The organism is Ewingella sp. S1.OA.A_B6 (genome assembly GCF_049889095.1).
Taxonomy (GTDB): domain Bacteria; phylum Pseudomonadota; class Gammaproteobacteria; order Enterobacterales; family Enterobacteriaceae; genus Ewingella.
In genome coordinates this window covers 1,637,258-1,662,098 of sequence record NZ_JBLJFK010000001.1, presented here as the reverse complement: position 1 = coordinate 1,662,098, position 24,841 = coordinate 1,637,258, and the positions used below count along the sequence as shown (strand labels likewise).

The 24,841-nt window shown below is 49.5% G+C and carries 21 protein-coding genes; 11 read left to right on the top strand and 10 right to left on the bottom strand.

Annotation, left to right across the window (positions count from 1 at the left end):
- Positions 1-54: 54 nt before the first annotated feature.
- Both ACMV8I_RS07855 and ssuE read right to left on the bottom strand, forming a co-directional pair.
- Positions 55-1,029 (bottom strand): sulfonate ABC transporter substrate-binding protein, encoded by a 975-nt coding sequence (locus ACMV8I_RS07855; protein WP_498864600.1) that lies wholly within the window; start codon positions 1,027-1,029, stop codon positions 55-57.
- A gap of 23 nt (positions 1,030-1,052) precedes the next feature.
- Positions 1,053-1,631, bottom strand: coding sequence for an NADPH-dependent FMN reductase (ssuE, locus tag ACMV8I_RS07850; RefSeq protein ID WP_498864756.1), 579 nt, complete (start codon positions 1,629-1,631; stop codon positions 1,053-1,055).
- A 294-nt stretch (positions 1,632-1,925) separates the two neighbouring features.
- On the opposite strand from ssuE, the gene pyrD reads away from it, so the two are divergent.
- Both pyrD and ACMV8I_RS07840 read left to right on the top strand, forming a co-directional pair.
- On the top strand, positions 1,926-2,936 hold the full coding sequence (pyrD, locus tag ACMV8I_RS07845; RefSeq protein WP_498864599.1) for a quinone-dependent dihydroorotate dehydrogenase: 1,011 nt from the start codon (positions 1,926-1,928) through the stop codon (positions 2,934-2,936).
- A gap of 199 nt (positions 2,937-3,135) precedes the next feature.
- Positions 3,136-3,684, top strand: a complete 549-nt coding sequence (locus ACMV8I_RS07840) for a cell division protein ZapC (protein WP_498864598.1) — start codon at positions 3,136-3,138, stop codon at positions 3,682-3,684.
- Between the two features lie 30 nt (positions 3,685-3,714).
- Here ACMV8I_RS07840 and ACMV8I_RS07835 read toward each other — a convergent pair whose 3' ends face one another.
- Positions 3,715-4,818 (bottom strand): YcbX family protein, encoded by a 1,104-nt coding sequence (locus ACMV8I_RS07835; RefSeq protein WP_498864597.1) that lies wholly within the window; start codon positions 4,816-4,818, stop codon positions 3,715-3,717.
- Between the two features lie 108 nt (positions 4,819-4,926).
- Here ACMV8I_RS07835 and rlmKL point away from each other — a divergent pair, with 108 nt between their 5' ends.
- The 6 genes from rlmKL (at position 4,927) to rmf (ending at position 12,957) form a co-directional block, all read left to right on the top strand.
- Complete coding sequence (gene rlmKL, locus ACMV8I_RS07830; protein ID WP_498864596.1) at positions 4,927-7,047, top strand: bifunctional 23S rRNA (guanine(2069)-N(7))-methyltransferase RlmK/23S rRNA (guanine(2445)-N(2))-methyltransferase RlmL; 2,121 nt, start codon at positions 4,927-4,929, stop codon at positions 7,045-7,047.
- Between the two features lie 5 nt (positions 7,048-7,052).
- Positions 7,053-8,957, top strand: coding sequence for an ABC transporter ATP-binding protein (locus ACMV8I_RS07825; protein ID WP_498864595.1), 1,905 nt, complete (start codon positions 7,053-7,055; stop codon positions 8,955-8,957).
- Positions 8,958-9,039: 82 nt separating this feature from the next.
- Positions 9,040-10,305, top strand: coding sequence for a membrane integrity-associated transporter subunit PqiA (pqiA, locus tag ACMV8I_RS07820; RefSeq protein ID WP_498864594.1), 1,266 nt, complete (start codon positions 9,040-9,042; stop codon positions 10,303-10,305).
- Entirely contained in the window at positions 10,292-11,947 is a 1,656-nt protein-coding gene (gene pqiB, locus ACMV8I_RS07815) for an intermembrane transport protein PqiB (protein ID WP_498864593.1), read from the top strand. The genes pqiA and pqiB overlap by 14 nt, the downstream gene beginning before the upstream one ends.
- Complete coding sequence (gene pqiC / locus ACMV8I_RS07810) at positions 11,947-12,513, top strand: membrane integrity-associated transporter subunit PqiC (RefSeq protein ID WP_498864755.1); 567 nt, start codon at positions 11,947-11,949, stop codon at positions 12,511-12,513. The genes pqiB and pqiC overlap by 1 nt, the downstream gene beginning before the upstream one ends.
- A 276-nt stretch (positions 12,514-12,789) precedes the next feature.
- A complete protein-coding gene (gene rmf, locus ACMV8I_RS07805) occupies positions 12,790-12,957 on the top strand; it encodes a ribosome modulation factor (protein ID WP_498864592.1) in 168 nt (55 codons plus the stop codon).
- 318 nt (positions 12,958-13,275) lie between these two features.
- Here the strand turns inward: rmf and fabA are convergent, their stop codons facing one another.
- Entirely contained in the window at positions 13,276-13,794 is a 519-nt protein-coding gene (fabA, locus tag ACMV8I_RS07800; protein WP_498864591.1) for a bifunctional 3-hydroxydecanoyl-ACP dehydratase/trans-2-decenoyl-ACP isomerase, read from the bottom strand.
- An 83-nt stretch (positions 13,795-13,877) separates the two neighbouring features.
- Entirely contained in the window at positions 13,878-15,629 is a 1,752-nt protein-coding gene (locus ACMV8I_RS07795) for an AAA family ATPase (RefSeq protein WP_498864590.1), read from the bottom strand.
- A 210-nt stretch (positions 15,630-15,839) separates the two neighbouring features.
- On the opposite strand from ACMV8I_RS07795, the gene matP reads away from it, so the two are divergent.
- Positions 15,840-16,295 carry a macrodomain Ter protein MatP gene (matP, locus tag ACMV8I_RS07790; protein WP_498864589.1) on the top strand — a complete coding sequence of 152 codons (456 nt, stop codon included), beginning with the start codon at positions 15,840-15,842 and terminating at the stop codon, positions 16,293-16,295.
- A 117-nt stretch (positions 16,296-16,412) separates the two neighbouring features.
- Here matP and ompA read toward each other — a convergent pair whose 3' ends face one another.
- Both ompA and sulA read right to left on the bottom strand, forming a co-directional pair.
- A complete protein-coding gene (gene ompA, locus ACMV8I_RS07785; RefSeq protein ID WP_498864588.1) occupies positions 16,413-17,495 on the bottom strand; it encodes a porin OmpA in 1,083 nt (360 codons plus the stop codon).
- Between the two features lie 360 nt (positions 17,496-17,855).
- Positions 17,856-18,362, bottom strand: coding sequence for an SOS-induced cell division inhibitor SulA (gene sulA, locus ACMV8I_RS07780; RefSeq protein ID WP_498864587.1), 507 nt, complete (start codon positions 18,360-18,362; stop codon positions 17,856-17,858).
- A gap of 216 nt (positions 18,363-18,578) precedes the next feature.
- On the opposite strand from sulA, the gene ACMV8I_RS07775 reads away from it, so the two are divergent.
- Entirely contained in the window at positions 18,579-19,205 is a 627-nt protein-coding gene (locus ACMV8I_RS07775; RefSeq protein ID WP_498864586.1) for a TfoX/Sxy family DNA transformation protein, read from the top strand.
- A gap of 42 nt (positions 19,206-19,247) precedes the next feature.
- Here the strand turns inward: ACMV8I_RS07775 and yccS are convergent, their stop codons facing one another.
- Together yccS and ACMV8I_RS07765 are read right to left on the bottom strand one after the other, a co-directional pair.
- Positions 19,248-21,389: a YccS family putative transporter gene (yccS, locus tag ACMV8I_RS07770; RefSeq protein WP_498864585.1), complete on the bottom strand. Its 2,142-nt coding sequence runs from the start codon at positions 21,387-21,389 to the stop codon at positions 19,248-19,250.
- A gap of 56 nt (positions 21,390-21,445) precedes the next feature.
- Positions 21,446-21,907, bottom strand: a complete 462-nt coding sequence (locus ACMV8I_RS07765) for a YccF domain-containing protein (RefSeq protein ID WP_498864584.1) — start codon at positions 21,905-21,907, stop codon at positions 21,446-21,448.
- A gap of 247 nt (positions 21,908-22,154) precedes the next feature.
- Between ACMV8I_RS07765 and helD the strand changes: the two genes are divergently transcribed.
- Positions 22,155-24,209 (top strand): DNA helicase IV, encoded by a 2,055-nt coding sequence (gene helD, locus ACMV8I_RS07760; protein ID WP_498864583.1) that lies wholly within the window; start codon positions 22,155-22,157, stop codon positions 24,207-24,209.
- 61 nt (positions 24,210-24,270) lie between these two features.
- On the opposite strand, the gene ACMV8I_RS07755 is transcribed toward helD, so the two are convergent.
- Positions 24,271-24,732: a methylglyoxal synthase gene (locus tag ACMV8I_RS07755; RefSeq protein ID WP_498864582.1), complete on the bottom strand. Its 462-nt coding sequence runs from the start codon at positions 24,730-24,732 to the stop codon at positions 24,271-24,273.
- Between the last annotated feature and the right edge of the window lie 109 nt (positions 24,733-24,841).

Genomic DNA, 24,841 nt, shown 5'->3' with positions numbered 1-24,841 from the left:
CGATGCCACCGCTGCTATGAACGGCGGTTGTTGTTATAGAGGGATAGAAACTGACTATCGCGCAGCGCGGTCACGCCAGATGCGATCTTTAATCTCAACCGGTTTGGGTAAAATATGATTCTGATAGAACAGGTCGGCAGTCGCCTGCTGGGCCTTTTCTGTGCGCTGATCGACCGGCGTGATCGGGGCGTCAGGCAAATGATCCAGATAGCTGGCAATCACGTTTTCCGGCAGGCCCATGGCTTTGGAGAGTAGTTGTATGCTCTGTGCGCGGTCTGTTTTTACCCGCGCATTGGCTTCGCTCAGTACTGCCAGAACCTGATGAATGAATTGCGGATTGGCTTCGGTATATTTTTTGGGCGCCAGATAGAAAGAGCCGGTCTGCTTAAGGCCGCTGCCGTCGATCAATACCCGCACATTGCCTTGCAACCTGGCAGCAGAATAGTACGGATCCCAAATTGCCCATGCGTCTACGTCGTGTTGCTGGAAGGCAGCGCGGGCGTCTGCCGGCGTCAGATAAATCGGTTTGATATCACTGAACGTCAGACCGGCCTGTTGCAGGGCGCGTAATAACAGGTTGTGCGAGCTGGACCCTTTTTGAAACGCCACTTTATGACCTTTAAGGTCGGCAACGGTTTTAATCGGACTGTCGTTATCAACCAGAATGACCTCAGCTTTCGGCTTCGGCGGTTCAGCGCCGACATACAGCAGATCGGCCCCGGCAGCCTGCGCAAACAGCGGGGGAAGATCACCCGTGCCGCCAAGATCGATACTGCCGACGTTCAGTGCTTCCAGAATTTGCGGCCCGGCGGGGAATTCTACCCAACTGATTTTAGTCTCTGGGAAACGTTGTTCCAGCAGTCGATGGGACTTCGCCAGCACCAAACCGACAGAGCCTTTTTGATAGGCAATACGAAATTCTGCCGGGGCTTTTTCCTGCGTGGTGGCTGCCTGTGCGCTGAGCGACAGCGTGGCTAGTAGCCCAACCATTAAGGTCAAACGGTGCAAAAGAGAGCGCGGTAACGTCATTATTCTATTCCTCTGGTGGCCTGTCAGACGCGCAGGGTTGCGGCGGTTGGTGTGGTCGGGTGGGGAAGCGGGCGGCGGCGATTCAGCGCCAGGTGGAAATATTCCAGTGACTCTTCCAGACGCTCATTGAGCGCCGGCTCCAGCGTGGCTGGAAAGGTCTGGTAATTGCTTATCATGCTGTCATCGGCAAATACGCCCTGTAAAACTTCCTGCGCTTTCAAAGAGGCCAGCACCGGTTTTAGTGCGTAGTCCACCGCCAGCATGTGGCCAATCGAACCCGCTGTCGCCAGAGGCAGAACCACCTTGTGGTCCAGAGCGCGCTCGGGTAAGAGATCCAACAAGGTTTTGAGCGCGCCAGAAAATGAGGCTTTATAAACTGGCGTACCCACGATCAATCCGTCTGCCTCGGCAAGCTGTGCCGTCAATTTTTTTAGCTGAGGACTGGCGAAGTTAGCGAATAATAAATCTTCTGCTGAGAAATCCTGCAGTCTGTAAGAGATCACTTCCACGCCGCGCGACGTCAGCCAACGGTGGCTCAGCGCCAGTAATGCTGAAGATCGGGAGGGTTGTCGTGGACTGCCTGCCAAAGAGATAACGCGTATCATCACATCATTCCTTATAACTTAAAGTTCTAGATTGATTTTTTTTATTAACAAAGTGATTTAAAACTAACAGGCGGAGATAGGTGACTGGAAATCTAAATTTTAGAAATTGAAAGCCAAAAAGCAGCTATAGCTGGAAATTCAGGGCTCAAAGGTAATGAAAAGGTAAAGTGGAAGTGAATAAAAGGGTATCGATTGCGCAGAAGGCGTTTTTTAGCGGCGAATCGTTTCCCTTTGTGCAGCAGTTAGTCGATAATGTCGCCCCGTCTAACCACCGGGAATCCAGGAGTCTTCATGTTTTATCCTCTTATCAGGAAAGCACTGTTTCAGCTCGATCCTGAGCGCGCGCACGAACTCACTTTCCGCCTACTGAGCCGCATTTCTGGTTCACCGTTTGAATTTATTATCCATCAGTCTGTGCCGACCAAACCGGTCAGTTGCATGGGGCTGTCATTTAAAAACCCATTAGGTCTTGCCGCCGGTCTGGATAAAGACGGTGATTGCATTGATGCATTTGGTGCGATGGGTTTTGGCTCTGTGGAAGTGGGTACTGTGACGCCTCTGGCCCAGGACGGTAATGACAAGCCGCGCCTATTCCGCCTTGTGGAAGCCGAAGGTCTGATTAATCGCATGGGCTTCAATAATAAAGGTGTCGACAATTTAGTTAACAACGTAAAACGCTCTCGGTTTGGCGGTATCCTCGGTATTAACATTGGCAAGAATAAAGACACGCCGGTGGAAAATGGCAAAGATGATTATCTGACCTGCATGGATAAGGTTTATCCCTACGCCGGATATATTGCCGTGAACATTTCCTCCCCAAATACCCCAGGATTACGCTCTTTGCAGTACGGTGAAGCGCTTGATGATCTACTGGCAGCGATAAAAAATAAGCAACTTGAGCTGCAGCAACGTCATCAGAAATATGTCCCTGTTGCAGTAAAGATCGCGCCGGATCTTTCTCATGAAGAATTGATCCAAATAGCCGACAGTTTAGTTCGCCATAATATGGATGGGGTGATCGCCACCAATACAACCCTGGATCGTAAGCTGATCCAGGGGCTTAATTATTGCGAACAAATAGGTGGATTAAGTGGCCGACCTGTTCAACTGCGGAGTACGGAAATCATCCGTATGCTCTCCGATGAACTTAAAGACAAGTTGCCTATTATTGGCGTTGGTGGCATTGATTCATTAACCGCTGCCCGGGAAAAAATGGCGGCGGGAGCCTCTTTAATACAAATATATTCCGGATTTATCTATCACGGCCCGCAGCTGATTAAGAATATTGTCACCCATATCTAATATTTTTTTAGCGCTATTGACAGCCGGGGGTTTATTTATTCATCCGGCTCGTCTATATTTTGTTCACTGGTTCTAATATAGAAGCGGTAGCAGCTCAAGATTTGTCTGATTTATACTCATGATTAAATCGCTTAGGGTAAGTCTGAATTTTTATTAATCAGCGATCAGATTGCGGGTTCGGGGAAAACAGGGTAAAAAAATGAAAATTAAACCAGGTGATAATTGGCGTTGGTATTTTGATACTGAACACGATCGGCTGATGCTGGATTTAGCCAATGGTATGATTTTCCGTTCCCGTTTCCCGGCAAAAATGTTGACGCCAGATGCTTTCGGTGACGCTTCATTCTGTGTAGATGATGCTGCTCTCTATTATGACTATGAAGAGCAATGTAAGGGTGTGAAACTGGCGGATGAACAGCGTGCCGAATTAGTGCTCAATGCATTAGTCGCCTTTCGTTTTCTAAAACCGCTGATGCCAAAAAGTTGGCATTTTACCCAGCAGCGCTTGCCTTTCCAGCCGGAGAATGGCCAGATAGCGCAGGTTCAGGTAATGGAGAGCGCTGAACATGCAACACTGCTGGTGGTAGAGTCCGGCGACAACGCCAGTCTTTGTCTACTCGCGCAAGAGCGTTTAACCCTGGCAGGTCGGGGGATGGTGCTCGGTGATGCAATTAAGATCATGCATGACCGTTTGATACCCGCACCGGTTCGCACCGCGAATGCTCAACGATACGATCAGGCGGTCTGATTTCCCGCCTGATAAGTTCTTCTTTCCCCGTCACCGTAAAACGACATCCGTTCCTGGAATACAACTGCAAGACAATATCGTCCCGTCCTTACCAACCGCACTGGCCTTGAGTGGTGAGACTTCACCTGCCTCCAGCGTCAGTTTGCAAGCCCCGCAAATACCCGCACGGCAAGAATAGGGAATGCGTAAACCCTGCATCTCCAGCTGCTCAAGCAAAAGCTGCTGATTATTTCCGGTGAAAGTCGTGCCCTGATAATTAATGCTGACACTTTTGACGCCGCTCTTTGGCACAACCACAGGTTCAACCACTATACCGGCAGAGTATGGGCGCGGCGGTTTGGTAGACATTACCTGAATGCTATCACCGACCCGGATCACTCCGGTGTTACGGGCAATCATATTCTGACCGAAATCCACGTCGCCGTTGTCGGCGGTGCGATAGCCTTGCAGGGTTCTCAGCGGTTCACCGAGCGGATGTTTACGGCCGCGCTCAGTACTCACCGTCGTCAGTACGCAGCGGCTACAGGGTTTCACCAGGTCAAAAATAACCTCGCCAACGCGAATGGTCTGCCAGTTATCTTCGGCATAAGCCTCCACGCCGGTGACCACCAGATTCGGCCTGAACTGCTCGAGTTTCACGCTACTGGGACAACGGTTTTGTAAATCGTGCATCGAGGCTTCATTGATTAATAGATAAGGGAAGCCGTCGGCGAAGGAGAGCGGCACTTCAGCATACTTTTTCACGCGGCGAGTCAGTTCTTCACCTACCCAACGCAGCTGTATGTCGCGTTTTAAATAGCGGCTCAGCCACTGATTTAGCGCATCAGGTGCGATGAGTGAGGTAAACTGATTGCCCCAAACTTCTGTGGGTTCAACTGGCCCGTTAAAATCACGAAAGCGTACGCTGGCGGTTTCGCCATCGGGGCTGGTGATTAACAGACCATCTGGCAGCAAAGCGGGCGTAAACTGGATCAACTGCGGATATTGGCGAGCGGTAATAAACATCCCCTGTGGGTCTGTCAGCATGAAGAGGCGGTCAAACGCCAGACCGCTGGCTGTCACCGGTGCGTGAGACAATTGCAGCCCGCGCATCGATTTTACGGGGTGAACAAATAATCGTGAAAGAGTAGCCACGGAAACGCGCCTCCTTGCTCTATTTTTTTCTGATGACCAGAGACTTTATGACAAGTGGGACGGATTAGCTATAATGCGCAACTATTTTCTTTTTGGTGATATGTCGATATGAACTCTTTGTTTGCCAGCACGGCGCGTGGACTGGAAGAACTTTTAAAAAGCGAACTGGAAACGCTGGGTGCGCAAGCCTGCAAAGTTGTGCAGGGAGGGGTGCATTTTGAAGGTGACGATCGCCTGATGTATCAAAGTCTGCTTTGGAGCCGTTTGGCTTCGCGCATTCTGCTGCCTCTGAATGAATTTAAAGTCCACAGTGATTTAGACCTTTATATGGGTGTGATGGCGATCGACTGGCCGGAAATTTTTGGCGTCGATAAAACCTTCGCGGTGCATTTCAGTGGTCTGAATGATGAGATCCGTAACAGCCAGTACGGCGCGTTGAAAGTCAAAGACGCCATCGTCGACAGCTTTACGCGCAAAATGGATGAACGCCCAAATGTAGCGAAACAGCAGCCGGACATCCGCGTCAATGTGTTCTTGCAACGTGATACTGCCAGCGTGGCGCTAGACCTGAGCGGCGAAGGCTTGCATCAGCGTGGTTACCGTGACCTGGCCGGTCAGGCACCGTTGAAAGAGAGCCTGGCTGCTGCCATCGTCATGCGTTCCGGCTGGAAAGCCGGTTCGCCAATGGTTGATCCCATGTGCGGTTCAGGCACCTTGCTTATCGAAGCGGCCATGATCGCCGCGGATCGCGCACCGGGTTTACATCGTCCGCACTGGGGCTTTACCGGCTGGAATAAGTTTGACGCTGATTTATGGCGCGAATTAACAACCGAGGCGCAAGTGCGTACTCGCCGTGCATTGCAGGAGACCACGTCGCGCTTCTTCGGTTCTGATATTGACCGCCGCGTGATTGAAATGGCCCGAGCTAACGCCCGTCGCGCCGGTGTTGCTGAACTTATCACCCTGGAAGCGGGTGAAGTCGGCAAACTGGTGAATCCGCTGCCTGAAGGCCCAACCGGTACGGTTATTAGCAATCCGCCATACGGTGAGCGTATGGAAAGCGAACCTGCGTTGATTGCCCTGCATAACCAGCTGGGACGTATTATGAAAACCCAGTTTGGCGGCTGGCAACTCTCTCTGTTCAGCGCCTCGCCTGAATTGCTGAGCTGTGTGCAGTTACGTGCCGATCGCCAGTTCAAGGCTAAAAACGGACCGTTAGAATGTGTGCAGAAAAACTATCAGTTGGCCGAAAACCCAACCGGAGCGGCAGGCACGCAAATGGCAGAAGATTACGCCAACCGTCTGCGTAAAAATGTTAAAAAGCTGGAAAAGTGGGCCAGGCAGCAGGGGATCGAGTGCTATCGCTTGTATGATGCGGATCTGCCAGATTACAACGTGGCCGTTGACCGTTATGGTAGCAAAGTGGTGGTTCAGGAGTATGCACCGCCAAAAACAGTTGATGCGCAGAAAGCCCGCCAGCGCTTGTTTGATGTTATCAACGCCACACTCTCCGTACTGGATATCTCATCCAGCCAACTGGTGTTAAAAACCCGTGAACGGCAGAAAGGAACCAATCAGTACGAGAAACTGGCGCAAAAAGGCGAATTCCAGCTGGTGGAAGAGTTCAATGCCAAGCTGTGGGTTAACCTGACCGATTATCTGGATACCGGTTTGTTCCTCGATCACCGTATCGCACGCCAGCTGCTCGGCGAAATGAGTAAAGGTAAAGACTTCCTTAACCTGTTTGCCTACACCGGCACCGCCAGTGTTCATGCTGGTCTCGGTGGCGCGCGCAGTACTACCACTGTAGATATGTCACGCACCTATCTGGAGTGGGCTGAGAAAAACCTGCGAGTGAATGACCTGACAGGGCGTCAACATCGCCTTATCCAGGCTGATTGCCTCTCTTATCTTGGCATGTGCGACGAGCAGTTTGACGTGATCTTTATCGATCCGCCGACCTTCTCCAACTCTAAACGTATGGCCGAAAGTTTCGACGTTCAGCGCGATCATCTGTCATTGATGAAAGATCTGAAACGCATTTTACGTCGCAACGGTACCATCATGTTCTCGAATAACAAGCGCGGTTTCCAAATGGATCTCGAGGGACTGAGCGCGCTCGGTCTGAGCGCAAAAGAGATCACCAGCCAAACCCTGTCGCAGGATTTCGCCCGTAATCGTCAAATTCATAACTGCTGGCTGCTTTCTCACGCCGGCGAGGAAAAATAAAGTTTATGTCTTTAATCAGTATGTCAGGTGCCTGGCTGTCATTCAGTGACTCGCCTTTGTTGGATAACACCGAATTACACATCGAACCGAACGAGCGCGTCTGTCTGGTAGGCCGTAACGGCGCCGGTAAATCGACGCTAATGAAAATCATCAACCGCGAAGTACCACTCGATGACGGTCGTATCGTTTACGAGCAGGATTTGATCGTCGCGCGTTTGCAGCAGGATCCGCCACGTAACGTGACCGGTACTGTATTTGACTTCGTCTCTGAAGGCGTGTCTGAGCAGGCCGAACATCTCAAAGCCTATCATGCGATTTCGCATCTGGTGGAAACCGATCCCAGTGAGAAAAACCTGAATAAACTCGCTCAGGTGATGGAGATTCTTGATCACCAGGGTTTATGGCAGCTCGACAGCCGCATCAGCGAAGTGTTGCTGCAACTGGGTCTGGATGCTGATGCCGAACTGACCTCTCTGTCGGGTGGCTGGTTACGTAAAGCGGCCTTGGGTCGTGCGCTGGTCAGTGCTCCGAAGGTCTTGTTGCTCGATGAACCGACCAACCACCTGGACATCGAGAGTATTGCCTGGCTGGAAGAGTTCTTGAAGGAATTTCAGGGCAGCATCATCTTCATTTCCCATGACCGTTCGTTTATCCGCAACATGGCGACCCGCATTGTCGATCTCGATCGCGGTAAACTGGTCTCCTATCCGGGAAATTACGAAGCTTACTTGCTGGCGAAAGAAGAGGCTCTGCGCGTAGAAGATTTGCAAAATGCTGAGTTTGATAAAAAGCTGGCGCAGGAAGAAGTGTGGATCCGTCAGGGTATCAAAGCACGGCGTACCCGTAACGAAGGCCGCGTACGCGCTCTGAAAGCCTTGCGTAAAGAGCGCTCTGACCGTCGTGAAGTGATGGGCACCGCCAAGATGCAGGTAGTTGAAGCCGTAAGCTCCGGCAAGATTGTCTTTGAAATGGAAGACGTTAACTACAGCGTGGCCGGTAAACTGTTGGTGAGCAACTTCTCTGCTCAAGTGATGCGCGGTGATAAAATTGCGCTGGTTGGCCCGAACGGCTGTGGTAAAACGACGTTGCTTAAACTGATGCTAAGTCAGATTCAAGCAGATAGCGGCCGCGTTCACTGTGGCACCAAGCTGGAAGTGGCATACTTCGACCAGCACCGTGCAGAGCTGGATCCGGAACGCACCGTGATGGACAACCTGGCAGAAGGTAAACAGGAAGTGATGGTCAACGGTCGTTCACGCCACGTGCTGGGTTATTTACAGGACTTCTTGTTCCACCCTAAACGCGCGATGACGCCGGTGAAAGCCCTGTCAGGCGGCGAACGTAACCGTCTGCTGCTGGCAAAATTGTTCCTGCGTCCAAGTAACCTGTTGATTCTTGATGAACCAACCAATGACCTGGATGTGGAAACGCTGGAGCTGCTGGAAGAAATGATCGATGCCTATCAGGGCACCGTGATGCTGGTCAGCCATGACCGTGAGTTTGTTGATAACTCGGCAACCGAGTGCTGGATTTATGAAGGCAACGGTGTGATCAACAGCTATGTGGGTGGTTACCATGATGCGCAGCATCAGCGTCGTAACCAGAAGCCAATTCGCCAGGTTGCGGCTGCGGAAACCAAAACGGCCTCGCAGCCTAAAGCAGAATCTGCTAAACGCACGGCCAATAAGCTCAGCTATAATCAGCAACGTGAGCTTGAGCTGTTGCCTCAGCAAATCAGTGAGCTGGAAGGGCGGATTGTTTCTTTACAGCAACAAATGAGTGATGCGGATTTTTTCACCCGTCCACATGATGAAACTCAGCAGGTATTAAGCTCGCTGGCGGCCGTCGAACAAGAGTTAGAACAGGCATTTGAACGTTGGGAAGCGCTGGAAGCGCAGAAAAACGGCTAAACCTGCCTCCTCCCTGTGCAGCCGAATAATGGATTTTTTCGTCTGCACAGGTCTTAGTATCTTCCGCCGTTGAGGAGTGACTGTGTGTTCTCATATTAATGACCCGCACATTTTGTGTCCCCAATGCGATTTATTGGTGGAAATTCCTGCTATTGCCATCGGGCAAAAGGCGAAATGCCCCCGCTGCCACACCACCCTAACATCGTGCTGGAAAGAGCCACGCAAGCGTCCTATTGGCTTTGCCATCAGCGCGCTGTTTATGCTGTTGCTATCCAATCTTTTCCCCTTCGTTAACATGAAGGTGGCGGGCCTTGGTAGTGAAGTTACGTTGATCCAAATTCCGCAGGTGCTGGTCTCGGAAAACTACGCCAGCATGGCCTCCTTATTTATGGTCGTTGTGCAATTACTGCCTGCCATCTGCATGTTGTCAATTATTGTGCTGTGCATGAATACCCGGCTTTCAGCGCACTGGAAAGTGAGCATTGCTCGCATGCTGTTCCGTTTAAAGGCATGGTGCATGGTAGAGATTTTCCTCGCCGGTGTGCTGGTGAGCTTCGTCAAACTGATGGCTTATGGCGATGTCGGTATTGGCGCCAGTTTCATTCCCTTCGTCCTTTTCTGTCTGCTTCAACTACGCGCATTCCAATGTACCGACCGCTACTGGTTATGGCAGCAGGTTGAACCCGCGCCGCGTCTGACGCAGCCGTTGCGTATTGGAGAGAGCGGTTTGAGTCAGGGGTTACGTTCTTGTCACTGTTGTATGGCTATTTTACCGGCCAATCAGTCCGTGTGTAGCCGCTGCGAAACCAAGGGCCATGCCCGGCGTAAGAACAGTCTGCAATGGACATTAGCATTATTAGCAACGTCGATTCTTCTCTATGTTCCAGCGAATTTGTTACCCATCATGGTCACTCAGGCGTTGGGAACTAAAATCACCTCCACCATTATGGCCGGGGTCGTGTTGTTATGGAGTGACGGCTCTTATCCTGTTGCCATGGTGATTTTTATTGCCAGTATTATGGTGCCTACTTTGAAAATGCTGGCGATTGGCTGGTTGTGCTGGGATGCCAACAGCGGCAAGCGGGTCGACAGAGAGAGATTGCATGTGATTTATGAAATGGTCGAATTTGTCGGCCGATGGTCAATGATCGACGTATTCGTCATCGCAGTGCTTTCTGCACTGGTCAGAATGGGGCAACTAATGAGTATTTATCCGGACATCGGCGCACTGCTATTTGCGGGGGTCGTTATTCTTACTATGTTCGCGGCGATGACTTTCGACCCAAGGTTGATTTGGGATCGGGCTGGAGTTCAGTCTTTGAAGGAGCAACAAGATGGTGGAAAATAAAATCGACGGTGAACAGAACGGTATGGCAAAAGTCGAGAAGATCAAACGCTGGTCTCCGGTGTGGATCATCCCTATTGTCACCGCACTGATCGGTGCCTGGATTCTGTTCTACCATTACAGTAATCAGGGGCCTGAAGTCACGCTTATTACCACTACAGCAGAGGGCATCGAAGGCGGTAAAACGGCGATAAAAAGTCGTAACGTCGATGTGGGTAGAGTGGAAAGCGTTACCCTGAGCGACAACCTGCAACAAGTGATTATTAAAGCGCGCCTCAACACTGGCATGGAAAAAATGCTGCGTGGAGACTCGGTGTTTTGGGTAGTCAAACCGCAGATTGGTCGGGAAGGTGTGTCCGGTTTGAGTACGCTATTATCCGGTGCGTATATTCAACTGCAGCCGGGTAATAAAGGTGATGAGAAAGCTGAATACACTCTGGATGATTCACCGCCCCTTGCATCTCCTGATGCTAAAGGCATCCGCGTGATTCTTGAGAGTGAACGTTCCGGTCAGCTTAACCCCGGCGATCCGGTGCTGTTCCGCGGATTCCAGGTTGGTACTGTGGAAACTAGCCATTTTGATCCAAAAGCCCGTAACATTAAATATCAACTATTTATTCGTGCCCCGTACGATACGCTAATTACGGACAACGTACGTTTCTGGAAAGACAGTGGTGTCAACTTCGATATGTCTGCACAGGGTATGCGTGTAGAGATGGGATCACTCGCCACACTGCTCAGCGGTGGCGTCAGCTTTGATATTCCAAGTGGCTGGGATAAGGGTAATGACGCCAAAACTGGCGATAGTTATAAACTCTTTGACGATCAAAAAAGTATTCAGGAATCGTTGTATACCCGTCATATGGATTACCTGCTGTTCTTCTCCGACTCCGTCCGCGGCCTGCAACCCGGCGCACCGGTGGAGTTCCGAGGCATCCGTCTGGGAACCGTCGCAGAAGTACCTTACGCGATCCGTGGAATGAAACAGCAGATTGAAAGCGATTACCGTATTCCTGTAATGATCCGCATTGAGCCGGACCGGTTCGAGAAATTATTGGGTAACAATTTTGATGTGAATGAACACCTCAATACCGGTATCGCCAACGGTCTGCGAGCCTCGATGAAGTCTGCCAACCTGCTGACCGGTTTGATGTATATCGATCTTGATTTCTATCCAAAGGAAAAAGCCTGGACAGGGCCTGCTGAAATGCAGGGTATTAAGGTCTTGCCAACCGTCAGCGGTGGTTTTGCACAGATTCAGCAGAAATTAATGATCACGCTCGACAAAATCAACGCTCTGCCAATTGAACCGATGCTGCGTGAAGCGACAAGTACGCTGGCTGAAAGTAAGAAAACGATGAAAGCGACGCAGAGAACCCTCGATTCACTCAATGCCATTGTGAGCAGTAAAGAGATGAAAGCTCTGCCGCAAGATATGCAGCAAACGCTTATCCAACTGAACCGCAGTCTGAAAGGCTTCCAGCCTGGTTCACCGGCATACAATAATCTGGTTGGGGATATGCAGAGTCTGGATAAAACCTTGCGTGAACTGCAACCTGTTCTGAAAACACTGAATCAGAAAAGCAACGCACTGATTTTCTCAGCCCCTGGGCAAGATGATCCTCAGCCGAAGAAGGCCAAATAATCATGAAATGGATACCCGTCGTCGTAGCATTATTACTTTCTGCCTGTAGCAGCAGTGACAATAAAACCTATTACCAGCTGCCTATACTTAACAGTGGCACCGCAACAACCAGCACGAGTATACCGCAAGGTGAACAACGGCAGCTGTGGGTGGAACATGTCAGTGTGGCGGATTATCTGGCGGGTAACGGTTTGGTGTTTCAGACCAATGACGTCCAGTACGTTTTGACACAAAACAACCTGTGGGCTAGTCCGCTAGACCAGCAGCTCCAGCAGTCATTAGTCACTTATCTGGGCCGTGACTTACCTGGACGAGTTGTCTCTGCGCAACCTGCCAGCAGCGCCGAACAGGACGTGCTTAACGTCAACGTAACAGGCTTCCATGGTCGCTATGATGGCACTGCACTGATCAGCGGAAGTTGGACGCTGACACGTAATGGACAGACTACTCAGCGGAATTTCAATCTGGTATTGAAACAGAATGAAGATGGTTATGACGCATTGGTGCGTGCACTCGCCGCCGGTTGGCAGCAAGAGGCGGGCCAAATTGCCAGCCAGATAAGATGAACATCTTTTAAGCTTAATTTTATTTAAGCCAGACACACAAAATCCCGAATGCTGAACGCTCAGTATTCGGGATTTTTTATTGATGATCAGCCAGATGAGGTTTTTGTGGCGCGATTAGCTCGCGCGCAATCAGATAAAATACCTCAAAAATATGACATTCGCGTGAAATTTGTACATTGACCTCTCTGACGATAGCGTCTATTTGTTAAGTGTGGACGCAAATGCGGCTCACTGTTTTTTTTCCACATGAACCTGAATAAATGAGGGAAACAAGGCATGAAGAGACAAAAACGCGATCGCCTGGAACGGGCATTATCACGTGGTTACCAAGCTGGAATAGGCGGTCGTTCGAAAGAGATTTGCCCCTATCAATCATTAGATGCCCGATCACATTGGCTCGGGGGTTGGCGACAAGCCATGGAGGACAGATCAGTTACCGCTTAACCGTAGCTCTGTCAGAAAAAGGAACAACCTCCGCTGTGTGCGGAGGTTTTCATTTCTGCCGTAGAAAAATATTTATAGCACACCCCAAAAATCCTACTTAATTTCTCAGTTTCGAAGGGTTTTTGCTTTGTGAGGATGAGAGACTGTAGTGAAACGAAAAACGGTTGGGGATGACCGATAAGCTGGATGATTTCATACTACGCGAATGATTAAACCCCCTTCATGAAAGTGCCAGTGCATTAATGTATATATTACTTTAAAAAAAGGAAACCAGTTTCCTGGTTCCCTTATAATTTACAGTCAGATGTCTATTATTGATTAGAAAACACCCGCGTCTTTGAAAAGACCGACTTTAAGATCTGTGGCGGTATAGATAAGCTCGCCATCAACCAGTACTTCACCGTCAGCTACGCCCATGATCAGTTTACGGTTGATCACGCGTTTAAAGTTCAAGCGATAAGTCACTACTTTTGCCGTAGGCAATACCTGACCGATGAATTTAACTTCACCGACACCCAGTGCGCGGCCTTTGCCTTCGCCACCGAGCCAGCCAAGATAGAAACCAACCAACTGCCACATGGCATCAAGACCGAGACAGCCTGGCATGACCGGGTCACCAATGAAATGGCAACCGAAGAACCACAAGTCAGGATTGATATCCAGCTCGGCTTCAACAAAGCCTTTACCATGCGTGCCACCGTCTTCTTGCATTTTGACGATACGATCCATCATCAACATATTACCCGATGGCAATGGCGGGCCACCGGCACCAAAAAGTTCGCTACGGCCAGAGGCCTCAAGATCTTCTTTCGTATAGGAGTCGCGTTTATCTACCATGTTCTATGTAAGCCTTATTTTATTGAAGGACGGAGTTTAGCTAACAGGTATAAGCTGAACAACTCCGATCAGCTGTGGCTGAATCAGTTCAACCAGCGGAAAGGCCAGGGGTAACGGCGACGATCGTGCGGCAGGGCCAGCGCGATGCGTTCTTGAATCAAACCCAGCAAGCTTGGACGCACTTCTTCAGCCTGTTCTTCGTACGAGTAAATCAAACCGGTCAGGATAGGCAACGCTTCAGCTGCATTATCAACTGCCCATAAATGAAACTGGCCTTCGCGAACGGCATCCAATACCTGAGGATGCAAGCACAGATTACGTACGTTGCTGGTGGGTAAAATGACCCCTTGTTTGCCGGTCAAGCCGCGACGCTGACAAACTTCGAAGAAACCTTCGATTTTCTCATTCACGCCACCAATAGGTTGTACGTTACCAAATTGATCAACGGAACCAGTCACTGCAATTTGCTGGTTGATCGGTTGCATTGACAGTGCGCTTACCAGCGCACAAAGTTCTGCCAGCGACGCGCTGTCGCCATCCACTTCTCCATAGGATTGCTCGAAAACAATCGACGCGGAGAATGGAAGAGGCTGGTCAAGTTCCAGCTCAGAAATCAAGAATGCCTGCATAATCATCATGCCTTTGGCATGCAAATTACCGCCCAACTCTGCTTTACGTTCGACGTCAGTGAATTCACCGTCACCGGCGTGTACGACACAGCTTATACGGGAAGGTTCACCAAAGGCTCTTGGATGACCTGGATATTCCAGTACTGAAAGACCGTTAATCTGACCAATGACTTCGCCTTCGGTTTCAATACGAATCTGTCCGAGCTCAATCTCATCCTGCATGCGCTCTTGCAAATAGCTTTCACGCCATGCCCGCGCATTGATAGCAGCCTCAAACGCTTTTAGACTAAGCAACTCGTCCTCATTGTATAAGGCCGCTTCAGTAAGCTGAGCACTAAGCCATGATGGGCAGAGCGTAAGGCTGCCCTGATCTGTGCTATATCGGATGGCAAGCCGAAGTAGAGCCGGCCACGCGTCTGTGGCCAGGCGGGGGATCTCTAACTCATCTGCCAGCGTATTGATATAGCCACACCAGGTTTCCATATCGCTGGGTTCGGTGAGTGGCAGGTCTGCTTCAAATTCGCCATATACCGCCGATTCCAGCAGTTCGGATTCCATCTCGTTGAACTCGCCCAGCGAAATACGATCGCCGACCAGTATCAGACGAATATCCAGCGCCATAGGCGGAATAGAAACAGGCAGAGGGCGGCTCTCATCCGGGGAAGACCAGTGATACCAGCCACACGACATCATCTGCTTGAGACGCAACCACATCAGCGGTTGGGCTAGCAGAGCGCGCACAGAAAGGACCAGCACGCCCCCATTCAGCTGATGAATCAGGCCTGGTTCAAGTTGAATTTGATCTTTGTACAAACGCACACAGCCAAACAGTTGCTCTGATTCAATCCACTCCTGGAAGTGGCAAGAGAGTTTCGCCGCGAAGGCATCATCTACAGATTGCGCAGGTTCAAGGGTGATCTGGTTACCGTCGATAATATATCGGGAACCTACGATCTCTTGCTGCTCAGGCAAAATCTGTTTAACGACATCCGTAATACGTGACAAATACTCACGGCTTTCCTGTGCTTTAATTGTCATAAAGCGTGGACGCGAGAGTGGATGACAAAACAGCGTTAAACCATTTTCCAGCCTTGGCTGTATAACAGCGAAATCAACTGGGGCCAACTCAGCAGCCGTTGCGAATGTTGCCTCGTAAGGCGCGGTATCGGGCAGTAATAGCTGCCAATCAAGTCGGTTATTGGTCAATGTGTTAGCTGTGATCTTTAAAAAGGGAAAGGGCGATTATACAAGAATTCACACGGCTGCATACAGCGAGAGTCACGGTTAAGACCTTCGCCAGCTAAGATGGGGTTTGTCCGTGCAAAAAACGAGCAAGTCGGCATGATTTATTTGCAGTGAAAATTGAAATAAAGCTGTTATGCTTAACAAAGTTACGGGGTCACAGAAGAGCTCACAATGAAATATCAGCAATTGGAAAATCTTGAGAGCGGTTGGAAATGGACGTACTTGGTAAAGAAACACCGTGAAGGTGAGCGCATTACCCGCCATTTAGAAAATAGTGCTGCTCAGGACGCGGTGGATGAACTTTTAAGGATAGAAAATGAACCCGTCAAGGTTCTGGCGTGGATTGCCGTTAACATGAATGTTGCTTTAGAGAACCGCCTAAAGCAGACCATTCGTGCCAGGCGTAAGCGTCATTTCAATTCTGAACATCAGCACACCCGCAAGAAATCGATCGACCTCGAATTTTTAGTCTGGCAACGACTAGCAGGTTTGGCTCAACGCCGTAGCGCTACGCTATCTGATACCATTATTCAGTTATTGGAAGATGCAGAGCGCAAAGAGAAGTACGCAACCCAAATGTCAGCACTCAAAGAAGACCTGCAGCAAATCCTCGGAAACAGAGAGTAGGTTGCGCTTCGGGCACAAATAGAGCGTCAATGTTATTACTAAGTTTGACGCATAAAAAAACCCCGCCTTAGCGGGGTTTTTAATATCTGCGGTTAAACAGTATTAAAGCGTGATGACTTAAGCCTGAGGCTGAGTTACAACGTCTTTGATACCTTTAACTTCGATTTCTACACGACGATCTGGTGCCAGGCAAGCGATCTGAGCCTTGGTAGCACGGCCAGATTTGTAGCCACAGGTGTTGCCAGTGACAGAATTAGTTTCGCCCATGCCACGTGCAGAGATTTTATCTGACGGGATGCCTTTAGAAACTAAGTAATCAACAACTGTTTGAGCACGTTGCTCGGACAGTTTCTGGTTAGACTGTTCAGAACCTACTGCATCGGTGTAACCCAGAACTACAACAGAACCGTCTTTAGGATCCATAGAACTCAGTTGGGTGTACAGCTGATCCAGAGCCTGTTGGCCTTCTGGTTTCAGGCTAGATTTGCCGAATGTGAACAGAACGTCAGACTTCAGAGTGAACTTTTTGGTTTCAACAACTGGAGCTGGAGCTGGTGCTGGAGCAACAACTGGAGCAGCTGCTTCATCTTGACCGAAACGGTAAGAAACACCTACAGACAGCATTGCGTTATCAGGACGTGCGCCAACGGTAGCAGCATCACCGATGTTGTTAACCCACTGGTAATCCAAACGGGTAGCCCAGTTTTTGGTTACAGCATATTCTAAACCAACGGCAGCCAGTGGAGAAACACCGGTGTCGTGGTCGCTGATGCGTCCAGCTGAACCATTGTCGAAGTTACCTTTAGAGTCTGCACGCCAAACCATACCACCCAGACGAGTGTAGATGTCCAGATCGTCAGTCAGTGGGTAGCTCAATTTAGCAGCAAGCTGAACGCCTTGTGCTTTGAACGCGCCATTGTTGGTGTCGCCTTTGTAAGGCATACGGCCAAGCCAGTCATATCCCATTTCAAAGCCCAGGTACTGGTTTGCTTGGTAACCCAAGAACGCACCTGCACCCAATTGGCTGTCGTGGGTAGGGCCGTTGCCGATACCTTCGTAAGCATTTGCGAAACCAGTGTCATGGTATTGGGACCAACCCAATTTACCACCGGTGTACCAGGTGTTATCTTTCGGTGCGGCTTGCGCTACGGTTGCGAAACCTACCAGTGCCACTGCTAATGCGATAGCTGTCTTTTTCATTTTTGCGCCTCGTTATCATCCAAATGGGCCAATTGAGCTTTAAGCATTTTAAGCCCTTGGTTAAAATCCTTGAGCCAAAGTTATTGCTTCCGTTAAGAACTTTGCCACTTCACGTTGGCATTATACAGCAACCTTGGCGTTGTAAAGTCTACAACGTGGCGCGAAACTTACAAGCTTGATATGGCAGCGACATGGAAAAAAAGGGTGAAACGCACACATTTGTTAACAAGTTTGACTGTTTATTGACGAAACTTTGGGGTCACTTGTCTCCTCTAAGCCCGTTTTTACCGACAAAAATGGGCTTTTTAGCACAAATCACTGCAAAACATTTTATTTTCATCGGAATGTTCTTAATTTGCGCTAATGGTACACTGAGGAGTGAATTTTTGCGATTTGTTGCTGTCCATGACTTGAGATTGCCTCTTTTGTTGGTCTCATAATGAACCCATAGGCCCCTCCCTGAACTGCCGCTAACCTCAATCTTTCACGCTCCGAATTTGTTAAATCTGGCAACCATCCAAGTACTACACTGTAGTTTCCTGTTTGCAAAGCTTTTTCCATTGCATCGACGGTCGACATAGCATGAATTTGGCTAACCTGAACAATCTTCCCAACGGGAAGACCTGATTGGGATATCCAACGACGACTGAGTTTCTGTTGGGGCGTAAGCCATAACAACCACCGTGATTGCATTCCCAAGTGCTGCAATACAGGTAAAAGCAGTTGTGATAACGCTGGCTGACCCTCGCTGTACACGAACTCAGTGATCAGACCATTATTTGTTGATGTCGGTGGAGTGACGCTTGTTGATTTTGGGGAAAGCGCCGGATGACTTAAACGATGATTTGCCTGGTATTGAGTTCGCATAGTATGCCCTGCCAGTGGATTACTGTATGAATATACAGTACTCGTTGGTTATGTAAAGATCAACCCAATTTTTTCCAAGAAATCTCGCATATTTTGAGGAAAATCCATGTAAATGCATTTTGTATTTGGTGCTTAGATGGACTTTGAGTATTTTGCATTTAGTTGCCCGGGTAACTAGAAAGGGCATGTCTCGCACTCAAATGAAAGGATATCGCAATGATTAATCAATCAAAAAAAAGGATTTCTCAATCTAAACACCTGTTCGCCTCTTTCGGCAATATAAGATCTAGATCTCAGTTTGGCGGCTATAGTCTGTCTGCCAATGGCATCATGTTTGCACTTGTCTCTGAAGGCGAGTTATACCTGCGAGCCACTCCCGAAAATGAAAAACAATTTTGTTTAATGGGGATGGAGTCTCTGATATACCGCAAGAGAGGTATCCCTATTTCATTACGCTATTTCAAGGTAGGGAGGATGCTTTGGGACGACCCGGACCGTCTTTTGCATCTGGCGAAACGTTCGCTCGAAGGTATGCTCAATGACATTGAAACACGAAAAAATGGCGGCATGAGATTGAAAGACTTACCCAATATTACTCTGAGTCTCGAACGTCTTCTTTGGCAGGTGGGAATATCAACGTCGGCAGAGTTAAGGGCGCAGGGTGCTTGTTCAACCTATTTAAAGCTGCGCTCAATAAAACAAAATATGGGGTTGAAGGTTTTGATTGCGCTAGAAGGCGCAATCTTGGGATATCATGAGGCGGTATTGCCTCATGATACGCGACTCTTCCTGACTCAGTGGTTTATCTCACATCAGGCCTTAGTATCCGGACCTGCGCACTAAACCTTCCTTCGCAAGGCAACTGTTTTCGCTGACTGAGCAATATTATGCGCCGCCTACCGGCCAAATTTTACTGTTAAGCTCAGTGAGTTCAGGAAGATGAGCAACCAACAGACCGATTTGCTGTAAAACCAGTTGTTCTTTACTGTCTGACTCGGTGGTACGTAGTTGAATGCGTGCCATCAACTGTTCCAGTGCTTGTTGAATAACCCCTGCCTCAGAGGGGGGGGGATGCAAGGCCCCATCAACACAGCAGGCTGCTTCATCAAGCAGGCGCAAAGTTTCTGCGTCATGCAACTTCTCTCTGTGTGCTCCAAGTGCCGAAATATAGCTCAACATGGTGTGATTCAAACACAGCAGGCGGAATGCCGCCTCAATAGCTGCGGGATCAATATTTTTTTCGGAAGTCATATTCGAGACAACTGATGCCAACTCTGCATCGCAGTTGTGTGCATCGCGTCTCGCAAGTCGGTAATCGAGTCCGTTGTCTTTGCCTTTATGGTACTGAACAAGGATGGCATCCAGGTAACGACAATTAGCTGTGAATGTCTTATCAACGACTACCGGCAATTGTCTGAACTTCCAGTCAGGCCAGATAAAGCTAACGGCAGTCCATGCGATGGCACAGCCGATAAGCGTATCAATAATCCGTGGGATAGCGACCTCGAACCCTTCACCCAGCAAGTTAAAGCACAGGAGTACCAGCGTAGTAATGAACATGGTTGCATGTGCATATTGCACATTGCGGAATGCAAAGAACAGCACGCCACTGATCACAATCAGCACCATCTGGCCTTCAATAGAAGGAACGAAATATAAAATGGGAATTCCGAGTGCAATTCCTGCCAGCGTGCCAATTATCCTCAGTGCCAACCGACGCCGGGTCGCGTTATAGTTAGGCTGGCAAACAAACAGGCTGGTGAGCAAAATCCAGTAACCGTGATCCACGCCGCTAATCTGGATGAATGCATAACCCACTACGAGTACGAGGGACATGCGAATAGCATGGCGAAACAGCGCGGATTTTGGTGTCAAATGGCGGGAAATACGCAGCCAGATATCGTCGATACCCGTCAGTCTGTTTTCCGCAAACGGACTCTTTCCGTCTTGGTTCTCAGGCAGTGTCTGTTCGGATTCAATATTGGCCAACTGAGCGTCGATGGCACGCAGATTCCGCAGTAAATGGCGCAGGGCTTGCAGCATTTTCCGGTGCTGAGCCTGGGTATCAATACGCAGCAGGGCTTCATCAAGGCGTAAGAAAGCACGCTCGAACTGGGTATTGTGGGAGTATTTCTGTCGATAGAGAATAGACTGTGAAAGTTGAGTACAGGCGCGTGCCTGCATACTCATCAGACGCTGGAAGCGGAATAGAATGTCGCTGTGGTGAAATTGTTCGCTCAGCTTCTTATATTGCACGTGCGAGGAACTCGCCCGTTCGTGAATGTCTTGTACCACAAAATAGTAATGCAGGGTTCTACGCGTCCCTTTCTGCCCCCGATCGCCTTTCAGGCGAGTTTGCAGCGTGTTTTTGGTCTGATTCAGCGTGGCGACTAACTGACTATTTGCCATCGCCAGTTCCACCAGTTGTTTATTGTTATCACCTTCCTGATCGGGATCGAATAGTGCAGCCTTAGCTTCCAGGAAAGCCCCTAGTTGCAGATAGCAGCGTGAAATCAGGTCTTGCAGTGGGCGAATAGGATAAAGGATATGCCCGGCTAAGGTCAGCAGATTGTACCAAATAGCGCCGCATAATAGTAATAACGGCTGCTGATACCAGATGTGGAACATGCTGGTACCCAGCATGGTGTAGATAGCTATCAGCAGTGCACCGAAGGCGATGGTGGCATAGCGCTGCCCTAATGCACCGAGCAAAATAAAAACGCAGGTAGAGACCATCAGTCCTAAGGCAAAGAACCATGGGTAAGGGAATAGTAGCTCGATGGATGCTGACGCAATGAAAAAACAGACTAGCGTGATCAACAGATTTCGCAGCCGGCCAGTCAGCCTGTCATCCAGGTCCGTCAGCGCCGCAGCCACCACGCCCAGCGTTAATGGAATAGTCAATGTAGGAAGGTGAAACCACCATGGAACCAGTGCCGCCCCGGTCAGTGCGATAAAAATGCGGATGTTATAAAGGACATTGCTGTTGTAGGCGTAACGCCTTAAACCCGGAGCAAAAGAGAGCACGGCGAACTCCATGTAACAAAAAGGCTGATGTGACAGCTAAAAAAGTCGGTCGATACTTATCGAATCCGGCCATTGGCAAGGTGGCTACGGGCATTGGCTTCACGGACCTGCTTCGCCAGTTCGACGGAGACCACCCGCTGGCCGACCGGCCACAGAGCAATCACGGCTATTTTGAAATTAGCAATGCCCACCGGAATGCCAATAATAGTCAAGCACTGCGCAATGCCGGCAAGAATATGAGACAGACACAACCACCAGCCGAAAAAAATAAACCAAAAAACATTCAGCAACGTTCCGCCGCCGGACAATACGGCATTGCGTTTTTCCGGGTACAATTCATTAACGTGTATAGCCTCATTGCCGAAAGGCACCAGTGACAAACGGGTGATTTCCCAGCAAGAACGTGTTAATGGCAGAGTGAAAATCAGCACAATGCTGATGAGAGTGGCCAGCAGCCAGGCGAGGGTGGTAAACACGCCACCTAATATGAAATTCAGAATATTTAAAATAGCACGCATATGATCACTCGACTCAAATCAGAAACAGGTTGGTAACGCCATGGCGTTAACGGAGATTCTACTCTTTTTATTCTACCCTGATATTGGGGGTAGAGTGCCAGTGCTTGTTGCAGGTAAACTGCCAGCAAATCCTTAATTAATAATCAGCTATCCCCTTAATCCTTCGAGTCGCCAACGCACCTGCAGCTCGAAGGATGAAGGGGATATCAATTAGCGGCTTTTATAACGAGAACAATGGCGTGATGATATGGAACTGAAATCGACTTCATTCGGGAAACATCTGGCACAGCACCCTTACAACCGGGTGAGATTACTCAATGCAGGCGTGGAAGTCAGTGGCGATAAACATCATTACCTTATCCCTTTCAATCAACTTATCTATATTCGCTGCAAGCGGGGTATTGTATGGGGAGAGTTGGAGTTTGAACTGCCGGAAGAGAAAGTCGTCAGGCTCCACGGTACCGAGTGGCAGGAAACTCAGCAGTTTTATCATCATCTTCTGAAAGTGTGGCAGGGTTGGAGTGAGGAGATGAGCGAGGTCAGTGCCACTGTTCTGCATGAGCAAGCTGAAAATATAGCGTGTATTGAACAGCAGGATAAATGGTTCAAAAAAAGTGAACTGGCTGACGTTCAGCAAGGCATTTCGGCGGCATTTTCTGCAGTGCCGGTTCCCGTCGAGCGCCTTGGTGAATTTAACAACTGTCGTGACGATTACGAACTCTGCCTAAAATGGCTTCGCCAGGGCGCGCAAAGCGTTGATAAGCGTAATCTTGTCTGGACTGAACGGGTTATCGAAAAAAACCGCGATTTTTTTGACAGCATTGAAACCTCACCGCTCAACAATAGTCAGTGCCGCGCGGTGGTGAATGGTGAAGATACCGTATTGGTTTTAGCGGGTGCGGGCAGTGGTAAAACCTCCGTATTGGTGGCACGTGCTGGATGGCTACTGCATCGCCAGGAGGCCCACCCGGAACAGATCCTGCTGCTGGCTTTTGGTCGGCAGGCGGCGGATGAAATGAACGGCCGAATCAAAGAACGTCTGGGTACCAGCAGCATCAAGGCTAAAACTTTCCACGCGCTGGCGCTGCACATCATTCAGGAAGGCAGTAAGAAAACCCCCAAAATCAGTAAGCTGGAAACAGACAGTAAATCTCGCCGCAGTTTGTTGATCAAAACCTGGCAACAGCAGTGTGCCGAGAAAAAGGTACAAGCCAGCGGTTGGCGGCAATGGATGACCGATGAGCTGGAATGGGTTGTTCCCGAAGGTGATTATTGGAAAAACAAAGCGCTGAGCGAACGTCTGGGCAGTCGGCTTGAACGCTGGCTCGGCCTGATGCGTATGCACGGTGGCAGCCAGGCTGAGATGGTCGAACAAGCGGCTGAGGAAGTCCGCGATCTTTTCCAGAAACGTATCCGCCTGATGGCCCCGCTGCTAAAAGCCTGGAAGGCTGCACTGAAGGATGAAGACGCCGTCGATTTTTCTGGCCTTATCCATCAGGCGGTAAATATTCTGGAGAAAGGACGTTTTATCAGCCCCTGGAAACATATTCTGGTGGATGAATTTCAAGACATCTCACCTCAACGCGCGCGCCTGTTATCCGCCCTGCGTCAGCAAAACAGCCATACCAATCTGTTCTCTGTGGGGGATGACTGGCAGGCTATTTATCGTTTCAGCGGCGCGGAGATGTCACTGACCACGGCTTTTGCGGCTAACTTTGGTGAAGGTGCCGAGTGCGCACTGGATACCACCTATCGCTTTAACGATCGCATTGGTGAAATCGCTAACAAATTCGTGCAACAAAATCCCTACCAACTGAAGAAACCGCTCAACAGTTTGATGAAAGGGAATAAGAAAGCCGTAGTGATCCTGCCGGAAGACCAGTTGGATGCGCTCTTGGACAAACTCAGTGGTTTTGCCAAATCCGATGAACGGATCCTGATCCTGGCCCGCTACCATCATCGGCGTCCTGAGGTATTGCAGAAAGCCACCACCCGCTGGCCGCGGTTGAATATCGAATTTATGACCATTCATGCCAGCAAAGGTCAGCAGGCTGAATATGTGATTATCGTTGGTCTGGATGACGGCAATGATGGTTTCCCTGCGGCTGCGCGTGAGTCGATTTTAGAACGGGTATTGTTACCAGAGCCTGAAGATTTCGATGATGCCGAGGAACGGCGACTGCTTTATGTGGCGATGACCCGCGCGAAGCATAATGTCTGGTTAATGCAGAATAAGTCTCAGCCGTCAGTGTTTGTCGAACAGCTGGAAGATCTGGGTGTACCGGTTCAGCGTAAACCCTGACCCACCGTGAAGATGTCCGTCAAATGCATCATGGTGTGCATGTGACGGGCACATGAGTGAGTTAATCTTTCAGACGTGACTGTAAATAGCGTGGGTAGTCAGGAATAGAAATCTCCACTTCTGACCTAAACAACGGCGATGCAATCAGAAAATCTGCCGTTGCCAGATTGGTCGCCACGGGAATATTCCACACGGTCGCCAGACGCAGCAGGGCCTTCACATCGGGGTCATGTGGCACAGCATTTAGCGGATCCCATAAGAAAATCAGCATATCGATTTTCCCTTCCGCAATCATTGCTCCCACCTGCTGATCACCCCCCATTGGGCCGCTCAACATACTTTTGACTTCAATACCGGTGTTGCGCTGCACCAGATTGCCCGTCGTACCGGTGGCATAAAGAGTGTGCAACGCCAGCTCGGCGATATTGATATCAACCCATTTCATCAGCATATTTTTGCAGTGATCGTGCGCGACCAGCGCGATATGTTTTTTCCTGGCAATAGTGCGGGTAGTAAATTCCATCAATTATCCCTTGAACGCAGAGTCAGAAAGGCAGTGTATTGTTGTATTGAGAGTACTGAAACTGCGTTTTACTGCATAGCGTTGGCGTGAAAATTGTGGAAATGAAAAT

Excerpts from the sequence above, each read along its gene's own strand:
- matP (WP_498864589.1), top strand. The coding sequence starts at position 15,840 with ATGAAATATCAGCAATTGGAAAATCTTGAGAGCGGTTGGAAATGGACG.
- rmf (WP_498864592.1), top strand. The coding sequence starts at position 12,790 with ATGAAGAGACAAAAACGCGATCGCCTGGAACGGGCATTATCACGTGGT.
- pqiB (WP_498864593.1), top strand. The coding sequence starts at position 10,292 with ATGGTGGAAAATAAAATCGACGGTGAACAGAACGGTATGGCAAAAGTC.
- rlmKL (WP_498864596.1), top strand. The coding sequence starts at position 4,927 with ATGAACTCTTTGTTTGCCAGCACGGCGCGTGGACTGGAAGAACTTTTA.
- ACMV8I_RS07765 (WP_498864584.1), bottom strand. The coding sequence starts at position 21,907 with ATGCGTGCTATTTTAAATATTCTGAATTTCATATTAGGTGGCGTGTTT.
- ACMV8I_RS07825 (WP_498864595.1), top strand. The coding sequence starts at position 7,053 with ATGTCTTTAATCAGTATGTCAGGTGCCTGGCTGTCATTCAGTGACTCG.
- ompA (WP_498864588.1), bottom strand. The coding sequence starts at position 17,495 with ATGAAAAAGACAGCTATCGCATTAGCAGTGGCACTGGTAGGTTTCGCA.
- ACMV8I_RS07855 (WP_498864600.1), bottom strand. The coding sequence starts at position 1,029 with ATGACGTTACCGCGCTCTCTTTTGCACCGTTTGACCTTAATGGTTGGG.
- ACMV8I_RS07755 (WP_498864582.1), bottom strand. The coding sequence starts at position 24,732 with ATGGAATTTACTACCCGCACTATTGCCAGGAAAAAACATATCGCGCTG.
- fabA (WP_498864591.1), bottom strand. The coding sequence starts at position 13,794 with ATGGTAGATAAACGCGACTCCTATACGAAAGAAGATCTTGAGGCCTCT.
- sulA (WP_498864587.1), bottom strand. The coding sequence starts at position 18,362 with ATGCGAACTCAATACCAGGCAAATCATCGTTTAAGTCATCCGGCGCTT.
- pyrD (WP_498864599.1), top strand. The coding sequence starts at position 1,926 with ATGTTTTATCCTCTTATCAGGAAAGCACTGTTTCAGCTCGATCCTGAG.
- helD (WP_498864583.1), top strand. The coding sequence starts at position 22,155 with ATGGAACTGAAATCGACTTCATTCGGGAAACATCTGGCACAGCACCCT.
- ACMV8I_RS07775 (WP_498864586.1), top strand. The coding sequence starts at position 18,579 with ATGATTAATCAATCAAAAAAAAGGATTTCTCAATCTAAACACCTGTTC.
- ACMV8I_RS07840 (WP_498864598.1), top strand. The coding sequence starts at position 3,136 with ATGAAAATTAAACCAGGTGATAATTGGCGTTGGTATTTTGATACTGAA.